The sequence below is a fragment of the Serratia sp. BNK-17 genome (genome assembly GCF_048684935.1).
Taxonomy (GTDB): Bacteria; Pseudomonadota; Gammaproteobacteria; order Enterobacterales; family Enterobacteriaceae; genus Serratia; species Serratia nematodiphila.
Genome location: NZ_JBLQTR010000001.1, coordinates 4,622,047 through 4,641,622, shown reverse-complemented (window position 1 = coordinate 4,641,622; position 19,576 = coordinate 4,622,047). Strand labels below are relative to the sequence as shown.

The 19,576-nt window shown below is 53.9% G+C and carries 21 protein-coding genes; 8 read left to right on the top strand and 13 right to left on the bottom strand.

Annotated features, from left to right (window positions below; genetic code table 11):
* Window positions 1–91: 91 nt before the first annotated feature.
* From ACMGF7_RS22180 to ACMGF7_RS22170, 3 genes are all read left to right on the top strand, one after another.
* Window positions 92–1,606, top strand: a complete 1,515-nt coding sequence (locus ACMGF7_RS22180; protein ID WP_049240220.1) for a PLP-dependent aminotransferase family protein — start codon at window positions 92–94, stop codon at window positions 1,604–1,606.
* A 116-nt stretch (window positions 1,607–1,722) separates the two neighbouring features.
* The gene (locus ACMGF7_RS22175; RefSeq protein ID WP_015377605.1) at window positions 1,723–2,175 is read left to right on the top strand and encodes a GNAT family N-acetyltransferase; all 453 of its coding nucleotides are present in this window, start codon (window positions 1,723–1,725) and stop codon (window positions 2,173–2,175) included.
* A gap of 15 nt (window positions 2,176–2,190) precedes the next feature.
* The gene (locus ACMGF7_RS22170; RefSeq protein ID WP_033633284.1) at window positions 2,191–2,895 is read left to right on the top strand and encodes a GNAT family N-acetyltransferase; all 705 of its coding nucleotides are present in this window, start codon (window positions 2,191–2,193) and stop codon (window positions 2,893–2,895) included.
* Between the two features lie 51 nt (window positions 2,896–2,946).
* On the opposite strand, the gene purB is transcribed toward ACMGF7_RS22170, so the two are convergent.
* Together purB and hflD are read right to left on the bottom strand one after the other, a co-directional pair.
* Window positions 2,947–4,317 (bottom strand): adenylosuccinate lyase, encoded by a 1,371-nt coding sequence (gene purB / locus ACMGF7_RS22165; protein WP_004941193.1) that lies wholly within the window; start codon window positions 4,315–4,317, stop codon window positions 2,947–2,949.
* A gap of 22 nt (window positions 4,318–4,339) precedes the next feature.
* On the bottom strand, window positions 4,340–4,966 hold the full coding sequence (gene hflD, locus ACMGF7_RS22160) for a high frequency lysogenization protein HflD (RefSeq protein ID WP_004941196.1): 627 nt from the start codon (window positions 4,964–4,966) through the stop codon (window positions 4,340–4,342).
* 331 nt (window positions 4,967–5,297) lie between these two features.
* Between hflD and kup the strand changes: the two genes are divergently transcribed.
* Complete coding sequence (gene kup / locus ACMGF7_RS22155) at window positions 5,298–7,166, top strand: low affinity potassium transporter Kup (protein ID WP_420286712.1); 1,869 nt, start codon at window positions 5,298–5,300, stop codon at window positions 7,164–7,166.
* Window positions 7,167–7,213: 47 nt separating this feature from the next.
* On the opposite strand, the gene mnmA is transcribed toward kup, so the two are convergent.
* The 4 genes from mnmA to rluE form a co-directional block, all read right to left on the bottom strand.
* Window positions 7,214–8,314: a tRNA 2-thiouridine(34) synthase MnmA gene (gene mnmA, locus ACMGF7_RS22150; RefSeq protein WP_197842782.1), complete on the bottom strand. Its 1,101-nt coding sequence runs from the start codon at window positions 8,312–8,314 to the stop codon at window positions 7,214–7,216.
* Window positions 8,315–8,420: 106 nt separating this feature from the next.
* Window positions 8,421–8,867, bottom strand: a complete 447-nt coding sequence (locus ACMGF7_RS22145) for an NUDIX hydrolase (RefSeq protein ID WP_049240219.1) — start codon at window positions 8,865–8,867, stop codon at window positions 8,421–8,423.
* Between the two features lie 9 nt (window positions 8,868–8,876).
* Window positions 8,877–9,215, bottom strand: a complete 339-nt coding sequence (locus ACMGF7_RS22140; RefSeq protein ID WP_049240218.1) for a lysozyme inhibitor LprI family protein — start codon at window positions 9,213–9,215, stop codon at window positions 8,877–8,879.
* Between the two features lie 22 nt (window positions 9,216–9,237).
* The gene (gene rluE, locus ACMGF7_RS22135; protein ID WP_049240217.1) at window positions 9,238–9,864 is read right to left on the bottom strand and encodes a 23S rRNA pseudouridine(2457) synthase RluE; all 627 of its coding nucleotides are present in this window, start codon (window positions 9,862–9,864) and stop codon (window positions 9,238–9,240) included.
* Between the two features lie 131 nt (window positions 9,865–9,995).
* On the opposite strand from rluE, the gene icd reads away from it, so the two are divergent.
* From icd to ACMGF7_RS22120, 3 genes are all read left to right on the top strand, one after another.
* Window positions 9,996–11,249, top strand: a complete 1,254-nt coding sequence (gene icd / locus ACMGF7_RS22130; protein WP_015377612.1) for an NADP-dependent isocitrate dehydrogenase — start codon at window positions 9,996–9,998, stop codon at window positions 11,247–11,249.
* A gap of 163 nt (window positions 11,250–11,412) precedes the next feature.
* The gene (locus ACMGF7_RS22125; protein ID WP_420286711.1) at window positions 11,413–12,858 is read left to right on the top strand and encodes an HAD-IA family hydrolase; all 1,446 of its coding nucleotides are present in this window, start codon (window positions 11,413–11,415) and stop codon (window positions 12,856–12,858) included.
* Window positions 12,855–13,844 carry a DNA-processing protein DprA gene (locus tag ACMGF7_RS22120; protein ID WP_101453102.1) on the top strand — a complete coding sequence of 330 codons (990 nt, stop codon included), beginning with the start codon at window positions 12,855–12,857 and terminating at the stop codon, window positions 13,842–13,844. The genes ACMGF7_RS22125 and ACMGF7_RS22120 overlap by 4 nt, the downstream gene beginning before the upstream one ends.
* Before the next feature lie 4 nt (window positions 13,845–13,848).
* Here the strand turns inward: ACMGF7_RS22120 and ACMGF7_RS22115 are convergent, their stop codons facing one another.
* From ACMGF7_RS22115 to ACMGF7_RS22095, 5 genes are read right to left on the bottom strand one after another with little or no spacing between them, the layout of a single operon-like run.
* A complete protein-coding gene (locus ACMGF7_RS22115; RefSeq protein WP_420286709.1) occupies window positions 13,849–14,973 on the bottom strand; it encodes a phage integrase Arm DNA-binding domain-containing protein in 1,125 nt (374 codons plus the stop codon).
* Complete coding sequence (locus tag ACMGF7_RS22110) at window positions 14,954–15,199, bottom strand: excisionase (RefSeq protein WP_072056085.1); 246 nt, start codon at window positions 15,197–15,199, stop codon at window positions 14,954–14,956. Before ACMGF7_RS22110 ends, ACMGF7_RS22115 begins: the two co-directional genes overlap by 20 nt.
* Before the next feature lie 36 nt (window positions 15,200–15,235).
* Window positions 15,236–15,601, bottom strand: a complete 366-nt coding sequence (locus ACMGF7_RS22105) for a hypothetical protein (protein WP_420286708.1) — start codon at window positions 15,599–15,601, stop codon at window positions 15,236–15,238.
* Complete coding sequence (locus ACMGF7_RS22100) at window positions 15,588–16,448, bottom strand: DNA cytosine methyltransferase (RefSeq protein WP_420286707.1); 861 nt, start codon at window positions 16,446–16,448, stop codon at window positions 15,588–15,590. Before ACMGF7_RS22100 ends, ACMGF7_RS22105 begins: the two co-directional genes overlap by 14 nt.
* A complete protein-coding gene (locus ACMGF7_RS22095; protein ID WP_420286706.1) occupies window positions 16,448–17,080 on the bottom strand; it encodes a 3'-5' exonuclease in 633 nt (210 codons plus the stop codon). The genes ACMGF7_RS22100 and ACMGF7_RS22095 overlap by 1 nt, the downstream gene beginning before the upstream one ends.
* A 233-nt stretch (window positions 17,081–17,313) precedes the next feature.
* On the opposite strand from ACMGF7_RS22095, the gene ACMGF7_RS22090 reads away from it, so the two are divergent.
* Complete coding sequence (locus ACMGF7_RS22090; RefSeq protein WP_230206260.1) at window positions 17,314–18,051, top strand: ETEC_3214 domain-containing protein; 738 nt, start codon at window positions 17,314–17,316, stop codon at window positions 18,049–18,051.
* Window positions 18,052–18,737: 686 nt separating this feature from the next.
* Here ACMGF7_RS22090 and ACMGF7_RS22085 read toward each other — a convergent pair.
* The gene (locus ACMGF7_RS22085) at window positions 18,738–19,037 is read right to left on the bottom strand and encodes a hypothetical protein (RefSeq protein WP_251683256.1); all 300 of its coding nucleotides are present in this window, start codon (window positions 19,035–19,037) and stop codon (window positions 18,738–18,740) included.
* 163 nt (window positions 19,038–19,200) lie between these two features.
* Window positions 19,201–19,569, bottom strand: a complete 369-nt coding sequence (locus tag ACMGF7_RS22080) for a hypothetical protein (RefSeq protein WP_251683258.1) — start codon at window positions 19,567–19,569, stop codon at window positions 19,201–19,203.
* Window positions 19,570–19,576: the final 7 nt, after the last annotated feature.

Here is a 19,576-nt window from a genome sequence, read left to right as displayed (position 1 = left end):
TTTCGCCGGGCAGCGCAACTGCCGCCGCCGCTGGGAGAAAATGAGGTAGAGTAGTGTGCAATCGCCCCAGGCTCGGAGAAACAGACTGCCCATGAGTGACACCCCACGACACGCGGACGACGCGGCAATCCTGGCAGCCTTCACCCAGCAGCGTCAGCAGGGGCTGACCCGACGTTCGGCGCTGCACCAGGCCCTGTTGCGGCTCATCACCGCCGGGGAACTGCCGTGGCGGGCGAAGCTGCCGCCGAGCCGCGTGTTGGCGGCCCGGCTGGCGGTGGCGCGTGACACGGTGGAACAGACCTACGCGCGGCTGGAGGCGGAGGGGTTCATCAGCCGAACGGTGGGGCGCGGCAGCTTTGTGCGTTATCGCTGCGATACGCTGCTCGGCCGTGAACTGCTGGCGACGCAGGCAGGCCAGGAGGCGCGGCTGGCGGAACGCGAGTTAAGCGATCGCGGCCGGGCGTTGCTGGCGGTCAGCCATACGCCGCACACCAGCCGCCAGGCCTCGTTGACGCCCTCGCTGGCGGATCTGCGGGCGTTTCCCATCGATTCATGGCTGCAGTGGGAAAAGCTGGCGCTGCGGCGGCACGGCGAGCGGCTGTTGGGGTATGCCGATCCGCAGGGCTTGCCGGAGCTGCGTGCGGAGATCGCGCACTATTTGCAGCGGGAGCGGGGCGTCAAGGCGACGGCGGAGCAGGTGATCGTGGTCACCAGCTCTCAGCAGGCGCTGGCGCTGTGCACGCAGGTGCTGTTCGATCCCGGCGATGCGGTATTCGTCGAAGAGCCGGGTTACCAGGGGGCGAAAAAGCTGGTGCAGTCGGCGGGGCTGCAGGCGCGGCCGATCGGCATTGATGAGCAGGGGCTGGACGTCGGGCAACTGATGCAGGCTTCGGGCGGCGGGCGGGGCGTTTACATCACGCCGTCCCATCACTACCCGCTGGGGTACTCGCTGAGCCTCGAGCGGCGTCTGGCGCTGTTGCAGTGGGCCCAGCGTCGGCGGGCCTGGATCATCGAAGACGATTATGACGCCGAGTTCAACTACGATCGACAAACCAAGGCGGCGCTGCAGGGGCTGGACAGCGGCGGGCGCACGCTGTACATCGGCACCTTCAGCAAGACGCTGTTTCCGGGGCTGCGCATCGGCTTCATGATTGCGCCGCCGCAGCTGGTGCGGCCATTGGTCGCCGCCAGGCAGTTTCAGGACGGCTACACCTCGGCGCTGGCGCAGATGACGCTGTTCCACTGCCTGCACGAGGGCGGCTACGCCGAGCATCTGCGCAATATGCGCACGCTGTACAAGGCAAGGTTGGATGCGCTGTACGGCGCGGTACACCGGTATCTCGCGGCCTGGACGCGCCCGCCGCTGCCGCAGGGCGGCCTGCAGCTGGTTTGCCCGTTGGCGGATGCGGCGACGGAGCGACGGCTGGTGGCGGCCGCTGCCGAACGGGGAATGCGGCTGTACGGCCTGGCGGACTTTTACACCGGTGCGCCGCAGCGCGGGGCGCTGGTGCTCGGTTTCTCGGCCTACACGCCGGACGAGATCGTGCGTTTTATCGCCACGCTGGCACAGGTGTTCAACGCGCTGCCGCGGGAAAACGGCGGTTAAAATTGGTCTGCCCGGCGTTTTGAATTGGTCCGTATTACGCCGTCGCTGCGCGGTGTATTCTGCCGCTATTCGGTTATTTCCCTAATGGAAATAATATCTTAACCCCGTGAGGCGCTATGAACCCATCAAATCGTGAAGTGACCATCCGCAGAATCAATGGCGACGACAGAGCGCAATGGCTGGCGTTGTGGCAGGGCTATCTCGACTTTTACCGCGCCGAGGTGGCGCCGCAGGTGACCGATCGCACCTTCGAACGTTTGGGGCAGGATGAACAGGTGTACGGGCTGGTGGCGGAGGATGCCGACGGCCGGCTGCTGGGGCTGATGAACCTGGTATTCCATCCGTCCACCTGGAGCGCGGTGGGCTATTGTTATATCGAAGATCTTTATGTGTCGCCGCAGGCGCGCGGCCATAAAGTGTCGGAAAAACTGTTCGAACAGGCGTATCGGCTGGCGGAGGCGCGCGGCAGCGATCGGGTCTATTGGATGACCCAGGAGTACAACGCGCCGGCGCGTTCGCTGTACGACAAAATCGGCAGAAGAAGCTCGTTTATCGTGTATACCCGTTAACCGCAGGAGGCGCGTATGGCAATGAATCGTTATGGTCAGCCGATTGGCGAACCGATGCCGGATTGGCAGCCGGCTCGCCGCCCGGGCGGCGCAACGCTCGGCGGGCGTTTCTGTTCACTGGCGCCGCTCGATCCGCAGCGGGATTACGCCGCGCTGTATGACGCTTTCCAGCTGGCGCCGGACGGCCGCGACTGGACCTATCTGTCTATCGAACGGCCCGACACGCCGGCGGCGATGTTGCAGCACCTGGAGACGCTGCAGGCCAACCCGACGCTGGTCAATCTGACGGTGTTCGACGCCGCCAGCGACGCGCCGGTGGGGACGGTGGCGCTGATGCGCATCGACGAGGCCAACGGCGTGCTGGAGATCGGCCACGTCAGCTGGTCACCGTTGATGAAACAGCGCTCCAGCGCCACCGAAGCCATCGCGCTGCTGCTGCGTTATGCCTTCGACACGCTGGGCTATCGCCGCTGTGAATGGAAGTGCGACAGCCATAACGCTCCATCGCGCCAGGCCGCGCTGCGCTTCGGCTTCCGTTACGAGGGCAACTTCCGCTTTGCGGTGATCGTCAAGGGGCGCAGCCGGGATACCGACTGGTTCGCCATCACCATTGACCGTTGGCCGGCGGTGCGGCAGGCGTTGGCGCGTTGGCTGAGTGCGGACAACTTCGATGCGCAGGGGCGGCAGATAGCCCGGCTGCAGGTGTTGCGCGGCGAATAATAAGCAAAAAGGCGGCCCGTGGGCCGCCTTGTCGTTGTGGGTCTAACGCGCTTACTTCAGCTCGTCGACCATGGTGGTGGCGCGGCCGATATAGTTGGCCGGGGTCATCGCCTTCAGACGGGTTTTCTCTTCTTCCGGCAGCGCCAGGCCATCGATGAACGCCTGCATGCCGGCGGCGTCCACGCGCTTGCCGCGGGTCAGCTCTTTCAGCTTCTCGTAAGGCTTTTCGATGCCGTAGCGGCGCATCACGGTCTGGATCGGCTCGGCCAGCACTTCCCAGTTGTGATCCAGTTCGTCCAGCAGGTGCGCCTGATTCACTTCCAGCTTGCTGATGCCCTTCAGGGTGGCCTGATAGGCGATCAGCGCATAGCCCAGGCCCACGCCCAGGTTACGCAGCACGGTGGAGTCGGTCAGGTCGCGCTGCCAGCGGGACACCGGCAGTTTGCCCGCCAGGTGGCCCAGCACGGCGTTGGCCAGCCCCAGGTTGCCTTCGGAGTTTTCGAAGTCGATCGGGTTGACCTTGTGCGGCATGGTGGAAGAACCGATTTCGCCGGCGATGGTCTTCTGCTTGAAGTGGTTCAGGGCGATGTAGCCCCAGATGTCGCGGTCGAAGTCGATCAGAATGGTGTTGAAACGCGCTACGCAGTCGAACAGTTCGGCGATGTAGTCATGCGGTTCGATCTGGGTGGTGTACGGGTTCCAGGTGATGCCGAGCGAGGTGACGAACGCTTCGCTGAACTGATGCCAGTCCACTTCCGGGTAGGCGACGATGTGGGCGTTGTAGTTGCCGACCGCACCGTTGATTTTACCCATGATCTCCACGCGCTCCAGTTGGCGGTACTGGCGCTCCATGCGGTAAGCCACGTTGGCGAACTCTTTACCGACGGTTGACGGGGTCGCCGGCTGGCCGTGGGTGCGCGACAGCAGCGGGATATCGCGGTATTCCTGCGCCAGCCCTTTCAGCGCGTCGATGATCTTGCGCCAGTAAGGCAGCACCACGTCCTGACGGGCGCTTTGCAGCATCAGCGCGTGCGACAGGTTGTTGATGTCTTCGGAGGTGCAGGCGAAGTGGATGAACTCGGACACCGCGTGCAGCGCAGGCACCGCCGCCACTTTTTCCTTCAGGAAATACTCGACCGCTTTCACGTCGTGGTTGGTGGTGCGCTCGATGGTTTTGATGCGCTGTGCGTCTTCTTCATTGAATTCCGCGACGATTTTGTCGAGGAAAGCGTTTGCGTCGGCGTCAAAAGCGGGAACTTCCTTGATTTCTGCGCAGGCGGCCAGTTTTTGCAGCCAACGTACTTCAACCTGTACGCGGAATTTCAGCAGACCGTATTCGCTGAAAATGGGGCGCAGTGCGCTGACTTTATCACCGTAGCGTCCATCAACGGGGGAAACGGCGGTCAGTGAGGATAATTCCATCGGTAGCAACTCCTGGGATCGATTAACAATGAGCAACGATATTTTGCGCCTGCTTGAACAGACGATTACGGGAAAACATTAACTGCAGGCGGCTGCCGCCGACCTGTTGCCACAGCACGGCGGCGCGAATGCCGGCCAGCAGCGTGGCGCGAACCTTGGCCTGCACCTGCGGGTTCTGCAGGATGGCCGGCGAGCCGGTCACCTGGATGCGCGGCCCGAGCGGGCTGACCACGTCGACGTAAATGCCGGCCAGCGCGCTGATGATGGTGTCCGACTCAAGATCGAAGTGCGCCAGCTGGCGCTCGAGCTGGCCGAGGCGTTCGCCGAGCGTGTTCATCGCCTGTTTGTTGGCGTTGAGCTTGCGCTCCAGCACCATCAGGCTGATGGTGTAGCGGGTCAGTTCCGCGCCCGGCCCTTTGTTGTTGGCATTCAGCACGCCCATCAGGGTTTCGAGGCCGACCATCAAATTGCGTTCTTCGCCGCCGAACACCGCCAGCGTGGAGGGCGGATCCATTTGCAGCAGGCTTTTCAGCGAGGTCTGAAACGCTTCGCGGTTGCATTGCCCTTCATGGGCCAACTGCTGAACCAAACGCGCCGACTGGCTGATGCCCGCCATGGCCAGCGTGATGTCATAATAATTCTTCGCCACGATGACTCCTGTAAACGCGGTGAACGGTACATGGCTTACTGCATAAGGTTGTGTGTATCGCAGGGGTAACGGCGGCGGCCGCGAACGGTAACGATCGGGCGTGGCTGTAACAACGATGACAACGAATGCCGCGGATCATGCCACAAAATCGAGGGTAAACCCAGCGTCTAATACGTCTGCGGTGAGGCGGAGGCGCCGTGCGGCGCAGAACTGCGCAAATAGGCGACGAAAATCGCCGGCGCGGCGGCGCGAACTTATTGTTGCTGCGGCAAATAAAGTGCGGCGGCTGCATCTATACTGCCAACGTGAACCCTCAAATAAAGACCTTTATATGCACGTAAAAAACAAGCAGCCACTGCCGGCGGTGACGCTGGCGGCCATCGGCGTGGTGTACGGCGATATCGGCACCAGCCCGCTGTATACCCTGCGCGAATGCCTGACGGCGGAGGAGGGCATCACCCTGACGCCGGCCTCGATTTACGGCTTTTTATCGCTGATTTTCTGGCTGCTGACGCTGGTGGTGTCCATTAAATACGTTTGTTTCGTGATGCGCGCCGACAACGACGGCGAGGGAGGCATTCTGACGCTGATGTCGCTGGCGATCCGCAAGCTGGATGCGCGCTGGGTGCCGGCGGCGGTGCTGATCGGGCTGGTGGGCGGCAGCTTCTTTTACGGCGATGGGGTGATCACCCCGGCCATTTCGGTGCTCTCGGCCATCGAGGGGCTGCAGATTATCGCCCCCGAGCTGGACAGCTTTATCGTACCGCTGTCGCTGCTGGTGCTGACCGCATTGTTCGCGATCCAAAAACGCGGCACCGGCAGCGTCGGCAAACTGTTCGCCCCGGCGATGGTTATCTGGTTCCTGACGCTGGCGCTGCTGGGCCTCGGCGGCATTTTGCATCACCCCGGCGTGCTGCGGGCGCTGAACCCTTACTGGGCGGTGAATTTCTTCCTCGAATACAAGGCCGTGTCGTTCTTTGCGCTGGGCATGGTGGTGCTGTCGGTCACCGGCGCTGAAGCGCTGTACGCCGATATGGGCCACTTCGGTAAAAAACCGATCCGTCTGGCGTGGTTTACGCTGGTGGCGCCGGCGCTGGTGTTGAACTACTTCGGCCAGGGGGCGCTGCTGCTGGCCAACCCGGCGGCGATCAATAACCCGTTCTTCCTGCTGGCGCCGACCTGGGCGCTGATCCCGCTGCTGGTGATCGCTACGCTGGCGACGGTGATCGCCTCGCAGGCGGTTATCTCCGGCGTGTTCTCGCTGACGCGGCAGGCGGTGCGGCTGGGTTACCTGCCGCCGATGCGCATCATCTATACCTCCGATCAGGAGTCCGGGCAGATCTACATTCCGGTGGTGAACTGGCTGCTGTTCGCGGCGGTGCTGATCGTGATCGTCAGCTTCAAACACTCCAGCAACCTGGCCTCGGCCTACGGCATCGTGGTAACCGGCACCATGCTGCTGTCGTCGATTCTGCTGAGCATCGTGGCGGTGAAAAACTGGGGCTGGCCGCGCTATCTGGGCGGGCTGATGCTGCTGGTCATGCTGTGCATCGACGTGCCGCTGTTCGGCGCCAACCTGATCAAGCTGGCGACCGGCGGCTGGCTGCCGGTGGCGCTCGGGCTAATCATTCTGCTGATCATGCTGACCTGGAAGACCGAGCGTTCACGCCTGATCCGCCGATTGCGCGACAATCAGGAAGGGCTGAGCGCGCTGATCGAGTCGCTGGAGAAGGCGCCGCCGAAGCGGGTGCCGGGCACCGCGGTGTTTATGGAGCGCACGCCGCATGCGGTGCCGCTGGTGCTGTTGCATAACCTGAAGCATAACAAGGTGCTGCACGAGCGCGTGGTATTGCTGACCATCGTCACCACCGACATGCCGTACGTGCACAACGTGCAGCGGGTGGCGATCGAACAGCTGTCGGCGAGTTTCTGGCGGGTGGTGGCGAGCTACGGCTGGCGCGAGACGCCCAACGTGACGGACATTCTTTACCGCTGCGGGCTGGAGGGGATGAGCTTCACCATGAACGAGACCTCGTTCTTCATGTCGCGCGATACGCTGGTGCTGGGCAAACGGCCCTGGTATCTGCGCGTGCGCGGCAAGGTGTTCCAGCTGTTGCAGCGCAACGCGCTGCGGGCGCCGGACCTGTTCGAAATCCCGCCGAACCGGGTGATCGAGCTGGGGGCGCAGGTGGAATTCTGAATAAAAAAACGCTGCGGTAACCGCAGCGTTTTTCTTTTGCCTGGCAGTTACGCCAGGCGCTGTTCGATGATGCCGCCGCCGAGGCAGATTTCGTCCTGGTAGAATACCGCCGACTGACCGGGGGTGACGGCGGAGACCGGCTCGTCGAAACGCACTTCGATGCGTTCATCGTCGAGCGGGGTCACGGTGCAAGGGATGTCCTGCTGGCGATAGCGGGTCTTCACCGTGCAGCGGAACGGGCCGCTCAGCGGCAGACGATCCACCCAGTGCAGCTGCTGCGCGATCAGGCCTACGGACATCAGGCGCGGATGATCGTGCCCCTGCGCGACGACCAGCACGTTGTTGGCCACGTCTTTATCCACCACGTACCACGGATCTTCGCTGCTGTCTTTCAGGCCGCCGATACCCAGCCCTTTGCGCTGGCCCAGGGTGTGATACATCAGGCCCTGGTGTTCGCCGACGGTCTGGCCGTCGACGCTGACGATCGGGCCCGGCTGCGCCGGCAGGTAGCGGCCGAGGAAGTCGCGGAACTTGCGCTCGCCGATAAAGCAGATGCCGGTAGAGTCTTTCTTCTTGGCGGTGACCAGCTCCAGTTGCTCGGCGATGCGGCGCACCTCCGGCTTCTCCAGCTCGCCGACCGGGAACAGGCTCTGCGCCACCTGCTCATGGCTCAGGGTATAGAGGAAGTAGCTCTGATCTTTGTTGCCGTCGACGCCGCGCAGCAGGCGGCTCTTGCCGTCCACATCCTGGCGGCGCACGTAGTGGCCGGTGGCGATAAAATCGGCCCCCAGATCTTCGGCGGCGAACTCCAGGAAGGCTTTGAATTTGATCTCTTTATTGCACAGGATGTCCGGGTTCGGCGTGCGGCCGGCTTTGTACTCTTCCAGGAACAGCTCAAACACGTTGTCCCAGTATTCCGCCGCAAAGTTCACCGTGTGCAGTTCGATGCCCAGCTTGTCGCAGACCGCTTGCGCATCGGCCAGATCGGTCGCGGCGGAGCAGTACTCTTCGTCGTCGTCTTCTTCCCAGTTCTTCATGAACAGCCCAGCGACCTGATAGCCCTGTTGCTGTAACAGATAGGCGGTAACGGAAGAGTCGACGCCGCCGGACATACCGACGATTACTTTTTTCTGGCTGTTGTCTGACATGGGGATCTCACGAACTTGAACACGAACCGTGCTGATAAAAACAAGCGCAGGATTTTACCACGTTGGCCGCGCCGGCGCACTGTTCATCTTGTGCTGCCCGGCGCGCTTAATGCGGCCAGGCGAAGCTGCCGACCAGCGACAGCGGGTAGCGCTCCGGCTGCTGATAGCTGCGAATGCTCTCCGCCACCAGCGCGGAGCGCAGGTTGGGCGCCTGCAAAATCTCTTCGGCGCTCAGCCACAGGCAGCGATCGATGTCGCTGTCGTGCGGCTCGGTCGGCAGCGGCTGTTCCAGCTCGATGACGAAGCAGAAGCGCAGGAACGGCGTGCGATCCGGCGCGATCCACTGGTGCAGGCGCAGGAACGCCTGCGGCGCGGCGCGGATGCCGGTCTCCTCCCACAGCTCGCGCTCGGCGGCCTGCACCAGCGTCTCGTCGGCCTCCAGGTGGCCGGCCGGCTGATTCCACAGCGCTTTGCCGTTGATGGTTTCTTCGACAATTAAAAATTTGCCGGCGGCGTGCACCACGCAGGCGACGGTGACGTGCGGTTTGAACATGCGGTCTCCTTACAGCGGTTTGTCGATGCGCCGGTAGATGTCGTCCAGCTCGGCGATGCGGGTGCGGTAACTTTGCAGCAGGCAGGCGGTGTCACCGCCGCACCGCTGGCGCTTGGTCAGCCAGGCTTGCTGGCTGTCCTGCATCGCGCCGCGCGCGCCCATGGCGAACAGGCCGCGCAGGAATTGATATTTGGTGGCCATTTGCACGTCCAGATCGTTCAGCGTGCGGTCGGCGCAGATGGCGCGCTCATCGCCGCCTGCCGCCTTGGCGCAGTCGAAGCTGGCGGCAGGGGCGGCGAACGGGGCCGCCAGGGCGGTAAACAGCAGTGCGATCGGAACGTGTTTCATGGCGCCTCCTTCAATTGCCGGTCTACAGGGAATCGATGGTTTTCCATTCACCAGGCTGCAGCGAACCCAACGAAAGATTACCCATACTGTAGCGAATCAGGCGCAGGGTAGGGAACCCGATATGCGCCGTCATGCGACGCACCTGGCGGTTTCGCCCTTCGAACAGGGTGATTTTCAGCCAACTGGTGGGGATGGATTTACGCTCGCGGATCGGCGGGTTGCGCGGCCATAGCCACTGCGGCTCGGCCACCAACTCCACCCCGGCGGGCAGCGTCGGGCCGTCTTTCAGCGTGACGCCGCTGCGCAGCGGCGCCAAATCGCTCTCCTGCGGCGCGCCCTCGACCTGCACATAGTAGATTTTGCCGGTGCGTTTGCCCGGTTGGGTGAGCTGCGCCTGCAGCTGGCCGTCGTTGGTCAGCACCAGCAGCCCCTCGCTGTCGCGATCCAGGCGCCCGGCGGCGTAAACGTCGGGGAAGGGGATGTACTCTTTCAGCGTGGCGCGGCCGGCTTCATCGGTGAACTGCGGCAGCACGTCGAAGGGCTTGTTGAATAACACAATGCGGCGCGGCCCCTTCTGCGCGGCGGGTTTGGCGGCATTCGGCTTGCTGAATCGTTTAACGTTGTGATTTCTAACAGAGAATTTTTTCATAACGGTTGAGATTACGGATGATAAGCGCATTATAACCGAATCCGTTTCGGATTGGCGCGGACCGAATATTCAAGTAGTATCTACACGCATCTTACAAAGCATTAACAAAATTGCGCTTGAAGGAGAGGTTGATGGAAAGCAAAGTAGTTGTTCCGGCAGAAGGTAAAAAAATCACGGTTGACGCCCAGGGTAAACTGGTTGTTCCTCATAACCCGATCATTCCGTTCATCGAAGGCGACGGCATCGGCGTTGACGTGACTCCTGCCATGATCCACGTGGTTGATGCGGCCGTTAAAAAGGCTTACCACGGCGAACGTAAAATCTCCTGGATGGAAATCTACACCGGCGAAAAATCTACCCACGTTTACGGTAAAGACGTGTGGCTGCCGGACGAAACTCTGGACCTGATCCGCGACTACCGCGTCGCCATCAAAGGCCCTCTGACCACCCCGGTCGGCGGCGGCATCCGTTCTCTGAACGTGGCCCTGCGCCAGCAGCTGGACCTGTACGTGTGCCTGCGCCCGGTGCGTTACTACCAGGGCACCCCAAGCCCGGTGAAACAGCCTGAGCTGACCGACATGGTGATCTTCCGCGAAAACGCCGAAGACATCTACGCCGGCATCGAGTGGAAAGCCGGTTCCGCCGAAGCGGACAAAGTGATCAAATTCCTGCGCGACGAAATGGGCGTGAAGAAAATCCGCTTCCCGGAGCAGTGCGGTATCGGCGTGAAGCCATGCTCCGAAGAAGGGACCAAGCGTCTGGTGCGTGCGGCGATCGAATACGCCATCACCAACGACCGTGACTCCGTGACCCTGGTTCACAAAGGCAACATCATGAAGTTCACCGAAGGTGCCTTCAAGGATTGGGGCTATGAGCTGGCGCGCGAAGAGTTCGGCGGCGAGCTGATCGACGGCGGCCCATGGCTGAAGATCAAGAACCCGAACACCGGCAAAGAGATCGTGGTTAAAGACGTGATCGCCGACGCCTTCCTGCAGCAGATCCTGCTGCGCCCGGCGGAATACGACGTGATCGCCTGTATGAACCTGAACGGCGACTACATCTCCGACGCCCTGGCGGCCCAGGTCGGCGGCATCGGCATCGCGCCGGGCGCCAACATCGGCTCCGACTGCGCCCTGTTCGAAGCGACTCACGGCACCGCGCCGAAGTACGCCGGCCAGGACAAAGTGAACCCAGGCTCCATCATCCTGTCTGCAGAGATGATGTTGCGTCACATGGGCTGGTTCGAAGCGGCTGACCTGATTGTTAAGGGCATGGAAGGCGCCATCGCCGCCAAGACCGTGACCTATGACTTCGAACGCCTGATGGAAGGCGCTAAGCTGCTGAAATGTTCAGAGTTTGGCGACGCTATCGTTAAACACATGTAAGTGTGTTTTTAGCGTTAAATGATAACGGGAACCTGATGGTTCCCGTTTTTTATTATTCAATTTGCAACGGTTATCAAAACATTATCAAAACTAGTTATCAAAACATAATAATATATGTATATTTAACTGTCTTTGACATAAAAATAAAACATAAGGAAATGCTATGATTTTAGATGCTGTTATTTTTGATTTAGACAATACACTGGCTCCAACTGATAAATTAGAGGATATTCGTGAAAGGCGGGCATATCATGAAATGACTCCTGATGTACTTGCGAGAATAAAACCTTACAAGAAGACAGTGGAATTACTAGAGTTCATTAAGGAAAGAGGAATAAAAACAGCTATAGTAACGAATTCTGGTAGGGAATATGCAGAGATACTTTTGAAACACTTAAACCTCCCTGCCTTCGATGCTCTAGTTACTTATACTGATGTTGGTAGCGCCGGAATGAAGCCAAGTCCTAAAGGAATAAGTTTAGCTTTGAATTTGTTAGGGGTCAAAGCATCTGAAAAAGTAATATACATTGGTGATGATTATAAGGATATTGTCGCTAGTTATTATGCTGGGGTTAAGCCAATCGTACCCACTTGGGCATCTAGGAAGCCGGTATCTCAAGTTCCTGCTGCTGTACTCAGCACCGACTTCATTAAAGATGAATGTAACGAGTGTGATAATATTGTCCTGTTAGCAGAGTTGAGTGCAAAGCTAAATACTTTCGACTTTCCAAGAAAACGTTTATATTTCGTTCCACTGGATGAATCTGCCAATGTTATAACTTTAAAGGATGAGTTGGCTACAATTTGTCTTGGGAGATACTTTTCCAAGAAAAGTCTTGTTACTGTAGAAATGCATGATAAGCATGCATTGTCGTTAGAAATAGCAAGAAAAGACCTGGTTGAGAATTATACGCCTCCGGATTACTGGAGTGATATACTTGCTCATGCGGTTGATAATATACCGCAATTTTTCGCAGCGAAGAAACCTTTTGATATTGTTACTGTTATTCCGTCTAAGAAGGAAAAAAAACAAAGGCTCGAGCTTGTATTGGATGGCGCAGCGGGTAGGAGTAAGGTTGGCTCTGAATTTATACCCGATTTATTTGTTTTTGAAGAGGGTGCGAAAACCTTAAAAACTCTTCCACGTGATGAGCGGGCTATAGAAATTGAGGGGAGTTTATTTCTAAATCCTAAATATGAAGGTAGACTAAGAAATAAAACCATCTTGGTTTTTGATGATGTAATTACGACAGGATCAACATTACAGCGTGCTTATTCTATATTAAAAGATGAAAATGCTAAGCATACCCTGGGTGTTTGTTTGGCAAAAACAGTTAGCATTTCTGAAACAGAACGACTTTGCCCTCGCTGTTCTAGCCACATCCTAAGACTTCGTAAGAACTCGAGTACTGGGATTCGCTTTTGGGGATGTTCTGGTTATAATGATGAAAATGAAAAATGTGATTATACGGAAGATGTTGTTATAAAGACTTGTGGTAAATGTGGTAGAGATATGGTAAGAAAACTAAATCGTAAAAAGGGTACATACTTCCTCTCATGCACAGGTTGGAATATGGAACCAAAATGTAATAACTCTGAGAGCGAATGATGCAAGTAATATCGCCGGATACGCAAAAGATCTTGGCTCTGAGCGCCCTACAAGGAGTGGGCGCTAAGACATTAAACTCATTAGTTAAGCTGAAAGATTTTAAAGATATGCCTCTATTGGATATTGCAAAACTATTGAATGTAACCGATATCACGATAAGCATGATTGACAATTGTGTTAATTTTGCTCAAAAAAATATCGACCTTGCTAATAAGTATGATCATAAAATAATCTCTTTTTTTGATGTGAACTATCCTCTTTTACTAAAAAAAACAGATGATGCCCCAGCAATTTTATATTGTGCCGGAGATGTCGAGCAATTAAACAAAAAATGCTTGGCCGTTATTGGGACGAGAGAGCCCACTGAACATGGGGTTGTTATTGCGAGAAATATAACAAAATGGTTCGCTAGTTCAGGTTGGAATATAGTTAGTGGATTGGCTAAAGGAGTGGATACTATTGCACATAAGACGACATTGCGTAGTCCTTCTAAAACAATTGCTGTAATGGCTCAGGGGTTGGAAAAAGTTTACCCTGCAGAAAATAAACACTTGGCTACTGAAATAGTTACTAATGGTGGGCTGTTAATCTCCGAGTATCCCTATAACGCTAGTACTTACAGGAATAATTTTGTCCAACGTGACCGTATTCAAGCTGGCTTATCATCTGGTGTTATAATGGTTCAATCAGATATAAATGGCGGTAGTTTACATGCCTCGCGAGCCATATTAAAATATGGTCGCTATTTGATCGTCCCCAATCAATCTGATAGAGATATTAATAATAGCGAGCCAAAAATTCAAGCAAATATGCTTTTTAGTCGCATGAATAAATCTGAGTTGCTTAATATTTTAAAAACAAATAAATTTGACATCAGTAAGATAATTATTATGAAAAATAAAAGTGAGTACACCTTTGTAGATGATATATTAAAAAATATAGATTCAAACGAAGGCTCTTCACCGAATATGGGCTTTGGTTTTTGATAAATCAAGTAATGATAATCCAATTTTTACCCCTGTCGTCGTTGTATTTATCAGTTTGGGAGCGATTTCTATGCCCTAGTAGTTTCATAGTATCAATTCCTTGGTTATTATATAATCGTTCAGATAGTGAACGCTGTTCGTGAAATGTAGCTGGTGTACCGTTTCCCCAATCGATATCTGTTTTATCCCTAGCTTTGCTAAAGTTGGTTGTCAGGGTATTTCCTGGCACTTTGGCTCCACGTAAGGCCATTGATGTTGAACGGAAGTAATGTACAAGATACTGACTGACAGTATAATCTCGGCAGCGAGAGATAACCTCACGCAAGGATGTGTTCAAAGCATCGCATCGAAGAGAAAGAGGTAATGCCAATTTTGCACCAGTTTTCTCCTGCACAACATGTAAGTGGTCATCCCAGATATCGCTGAATTTCATTGCTGAAATATCACCCAAACGCTGTCCTGTAACTACGGCCAATAGCATCGCATTGCCCATGTACCGATGCTGTTTATCAGCAATATCGAAAATCTTCTGCCACTCCTCTAAACTCAAGCGTTGCCTGGTGATCTTCCTGCGCGGTTGCTTTGTTGCGAGTGCGGGATTGTAGCCAGGCGGAACCTCACCAACATGCTGAGCCTCTTTGAATACATCGATCAGCACTGAGCGAACAACCTGGCCCATACGTGGCTGTCCGGCGTCTGTGTACTCATCTAACAACGAAGCGATATCTCTGGCATCAACCTCGGGCAAAGATTTCATTGCAAATTTTTGGCGCAGAAGGTCCACAGGCTTACGTTTTTGTTTAAACGTGTTGGGCTTGATATCACCGGTGCTCAGTCGTTCTTCCTGTATTTTCCAATACCGGTCGAGCCAGGTACTGACAGTTATGTTTTTACCCTTAATTTGAGCGACGCGATCGCTAAGAGCCAAGATCTGACGGCTACGCTGCTCCGCTAGTCGGCTATTGGCTTCGATCGCAATCTCACGAGCTTCCTGCTCATTGTCACCAAGAGCGTGGTACTTCCCTGTAACCGGATGACGGTATCGCCAGTAGACCTTATTGGCCTTGCGGCTAAATAGGGGATACAGGTTAGGAATATCAACATTGTTCTTACGTGGTCTGGCTGCCATCGTTCAATATCCTTTGGAGCTTCGGATTGTCATTGTGCTTAATGACCGGAGTAGTGAGTGGGCCAACTAGCTCAGCATCTTCTCGCACGCGCCATAACTTACCTTCCTTACGTGCAGGTGGGGCGAAGTGGCCCTCTTTAGCACAACGCCTCAAGGTATTTAGAGAGGGGGGATTGCTGCGGTATCGCTCCGCAGCCCATTCTTCAAGCGTCAACATCTGTAGCATCATGTACCTCCACACATCCCCCGCCGCATAGGGGCATTAATTCAATCGTGACATGTCACACACTGTTAATTTGGTTTCATGCCACCCGTAGGTTTGCCAGCACTCAGAATCACCAAGGAAATAACAACCTGCTGGGTCACCTGGTAGTTTGTCTTTGCACTTACCGCAGCACCGTTTATTCCGTGCCGCCAGCTGCTTTTTTAACTCGGCGTTATCCTTCCTGATCAGCATGGTGATGTATTCATCCAAGTCGTATGGCTCGCGTTGTGGCCGGCGAACTGCACAATTCTCTCGTAACATCTCAGCCTCTTGCTGATCTAGCTTGATTTCGACAGGGACAATACCAGCCAGTCGCTGGCGCTCGCGTTGGGCTGCTTTACGCTCTGCATTAGTCTTCGCCATTGATGATCTCCATGTATGCATTTATGAAGGTTTGCGCAGCTTCTGCATTGATGGCATTGCCGTAGGCGCGCAGTCGTCCCACTCTTGCGGTAACCCCATTAACCAGCGGGAATGAGCCGGGTCTAACTGGCCGCCACTTTCCATCCCTGCAGAAAAGCCAGTCAGCATCTCGCCAGAAACCATTAGTCTGGCTTGGGTTCTGGCTCCGTAGGCAGGCCTTGCTGCCTTTTCCCCATCTAATGCCTTCGGCTCTGGCCATTCTGTCAACCACGCCACTCGTCCCAGCAATGAGTTCAGTGGAACATTCAGACATTCTTTTCCGTCCTTCCAGTCCCTCGTGGTAGGCGTTGGCCACCCAGTATGCGCGGTCACGGATGTGCGGAGAGCCGACGCCCGCAGACGGGAACGGGACAATCCCGAAGGCGTAGTCCATTGCTTCCAGGTCAGCTTGTACAAGGTCGAACCAAGCATTTGCGTTGCCGCTTGCAACTTGCTCGCCAAAGACGTGCTCAGGGCGGCACTCGCTGATGAGCCAATGGAAATGTGGCCATAGGTGCCGCTCGTCATCAAACCCGCTGCCTTTGCCTGCCGCGCTGAAAGGCTGGCACGGACAAGAACCTGTCCAGACTGGTTTATCGTCAGGCCATCCGGCGTTGCGCAAGGCATAAGACCAGACTCCGATTCCAGCGAAGAAATGGCATTGAGTGTAGTTTCGTAAGTCATCGGGTTTCACATCCTCGATTGAACGCTCATCAACATCCCCAGGCGTTATATGACCAGCAGCTATCAAATTACGGAGCCACTGGGCGGCGTATGGATCAATTTCGTTGTAATAAGCAGAAGTCACTAGGACTTCCTCAGTTCGGCATCCATCTGGAAGCTATTTTGTTGATAGGCAATGGCCATTTGCTCGGCATCGTTCATCGCGTCATGGAGCGAGTTATGCTTAACCACCGCAAAGCAGGGCTGGTGGGTTTTTGGTAGATAGCCACGGTTTCCCTTTGTCATTGCGTCGATATAAGTGCGTACGTCACGCTTGCCACCCCAATGCCAAGGGCATTCGATCCCGTTAGTTCTATAGGCATGCTCCAGGATAGAACCATCGAAGTCAGTGCCACGGAAGAATATCCGGGCATCTGGATGGGCTTTTATCCAATGAGTGAGCAGGGCGAGGCATTGGCCAATTGGCTCTCGATCACCAGCAAGAGCTTCATGTGCATCTTCAGATTGTTCACGCCACCAAGCCTGGGTCTTGACGCTTACATTGCGGCCCTGCATTAACTGACCGAAAGTATCTACCAGACAGTAGAAGGCTGTATTTGAGTAATCAGCCAGCTCTGCATCACGGGCTATCTGGATAATGTTTTGTTGTGTCTGACGAACGTCAGAGATATCGAATGCAAATGCCCCAATGGAAAGGATCACAGCACTTGGCTTGGTATCCATTGTTTCGGTATCGATCGTAATAGTATTGATCATGTTATCTTCTCCACACTATATCATTGCAATAAAACCACAAGTGAATTATTTGGTTTTCAATTATTTAAAAATGCCCGCATAGCATTGACTATGGTTTTTTCTCGCGAAGTTTTAAATCCATCAATAAAATGCGAAGGATTTAGCCCCGGCTATGATGTTTCTATTGAAATAAAGTCAATTGTTATTATAATGGTATTGATATTTTTATATATTTAATGATATGGATGTCACTAGTGAAAATTAAAAAGCCTCTAGCTTTAACTGTTATAGCATTTGTTACGACGACCTTTATTGTCATAGGTAACTGGTTTTCTTTTGTTAATTCGTCATTTGATTTATATTCAAATGTTAAAGATACATATAAACAAAAGAAAGCCGAAGATAACTTAAATGTATTATATACAGGGGTCTCTATTAGATATGTCGAATCAATATTTGGGCCGCCAATGATAGAACACCATGATGAGAGTCGTGGTATGCATGAGTATATCTATTCATTCCAAAAATTCTATCTTCAATTTGTTTATACTAGTAACAATAAAGTTATTTTATACACTGTGACGGTAAAGGATAAAAATTTCCATCCAAGAATACCCTATCTAGGAAAAGAGCTTGGGGATACATTTGACAATTACGATGATAGTGCGGAATTTTTATTTTCAGGTTACTCCTCGAAATTCTATGAATATCACGAGGCCATTTATTTAGGCAACCCAGGTAATTATAGGAATTTATATTTGGCGTATAATCCAGCAGGTGGTGAGTATTCTGAGCTAAAACCATTACCCGATATTGCTAATGACCCCAAAAAACCTCCATTAGAAAATGATTTAGTTATATTCAGGAAAGTTAATCGACCAAACACGTTCGCTATTGGAGATCATCTTGGTGACCAAGATGGGATAGAGACATTCTACGGGATTGGAATAAACTTTTATGATGCACGCGATATCCCAACATTAGATTATTAATTTTAAGCATCATGTATAACTTTTAATTTGTTAAAGAGCGAAAAAATGCGGCTGACACCAACCCAGCGAACAGCCGCCAAGACTACACACAGCATAGATTTTTGCCGGATATCTGCGCTTGCTTTCGCTGCAGTGCCGCCGGCCCGGCGCATTTGGTGTGGTGGCTGGTAAACAACGCCCCTGAAGTGTCCAGCCTTGAACCGCATTGAGCTGACCACTCATGGTTAGGATCCATCACCGCTTCCAGAATTAGGGAGTCGGGGAGTGATCAGCCCGATATGCGCCGGTTACCCGGCGACAACTACTAACAGCCACAGCAACCACCAGAAAACAGAACAACAACCAACGCAGTAAACTAAAGACCGCCATCTTCGCTTACTCATCGAACAACCCTCTGCAATGAGCCTGGTTCAGCGAATCATCCCGATCTTTGTGTGCCTAGGGCGGCTACTTCGTACGCGTCCAGGCTGTTCGCTGGTGGTGAATTAAATGTAGGATATCTGACATTTTAAGTCAATATCAAATTGTAGGTAATCTTACATTGTGGTTTGAGTGAATGTTGGGCTGGTGGAATCAAGGGGAACGCAGTAGGGGGGGATAGGGAGTGGGGGGGGCACAAAAAACCCGGCACAGAGGCCGGGTAATCGATGCATTGTTGAGTAGGGTAAAGCTACTATTCAACCTTTTTATGATCTGTCATTATCAGCGTTTTTTTGTCCTGCCAATATGAGCTTAATATCATTTATCCCACTGTTTGTAGTAGCAAAACCACTATCTACCTTACTTTCAAGCTTATCGACTCTTGCAGAAACCTCTGACTTGCTTGTGTTGATAACAGTAGTCAATTCCTGACGCGAAGAGTTTATTTTGTCATTGATTGAATTGGATATGGTCCAAGAAGCTGTCACCGCGATAGCTACGATGCCCAACAATGAAACGCCAATTCCAATCCACATTTGTGTATGTGTAACTAATTTGCTGGTCATGTCATCTCCTCTTTGAGGTACATCTATACCAGCAGTATAGAACCGCGGCGATGCATCAAAGTTGTGTGATGGTACATACCTATTCTGAGAATGCAATGGGCGATTTCTGTATGGTGCCTGGGCAAAAATCTGAAAATCGTCTAAGGTCTGAGCCTTGACATACTCACCCTCCCGATGTTTCATCCCCATCCACCTTATCTTGCTTTACATAGTTTTTTTCTTTGATATTTTTTTCAACTGTTTTGTAGTTAAAAAGATGCATAAATCCACAATTCTGGCATTGCATCATTAGCAGATCTAAGCTGCGACTTCTGAAGAAACCCGCTTTTGCCTTCCCTTCAACGGGGAGGAAGGTGCCTGGTAATGTTGGCAATACAAGTGCTTTGCTTTCATCCGCTTCTGTAACCTCACTAGGTGTATGCAATTTCCACTGTTCTTCATGGCAAATTGGACAAACCTGTTCACCTTTTAAGGTGTTGAGATAATTAGCGAACGCGTCAAAATCAACCATGTCACAATTTTTATCGCTCATCAAAATC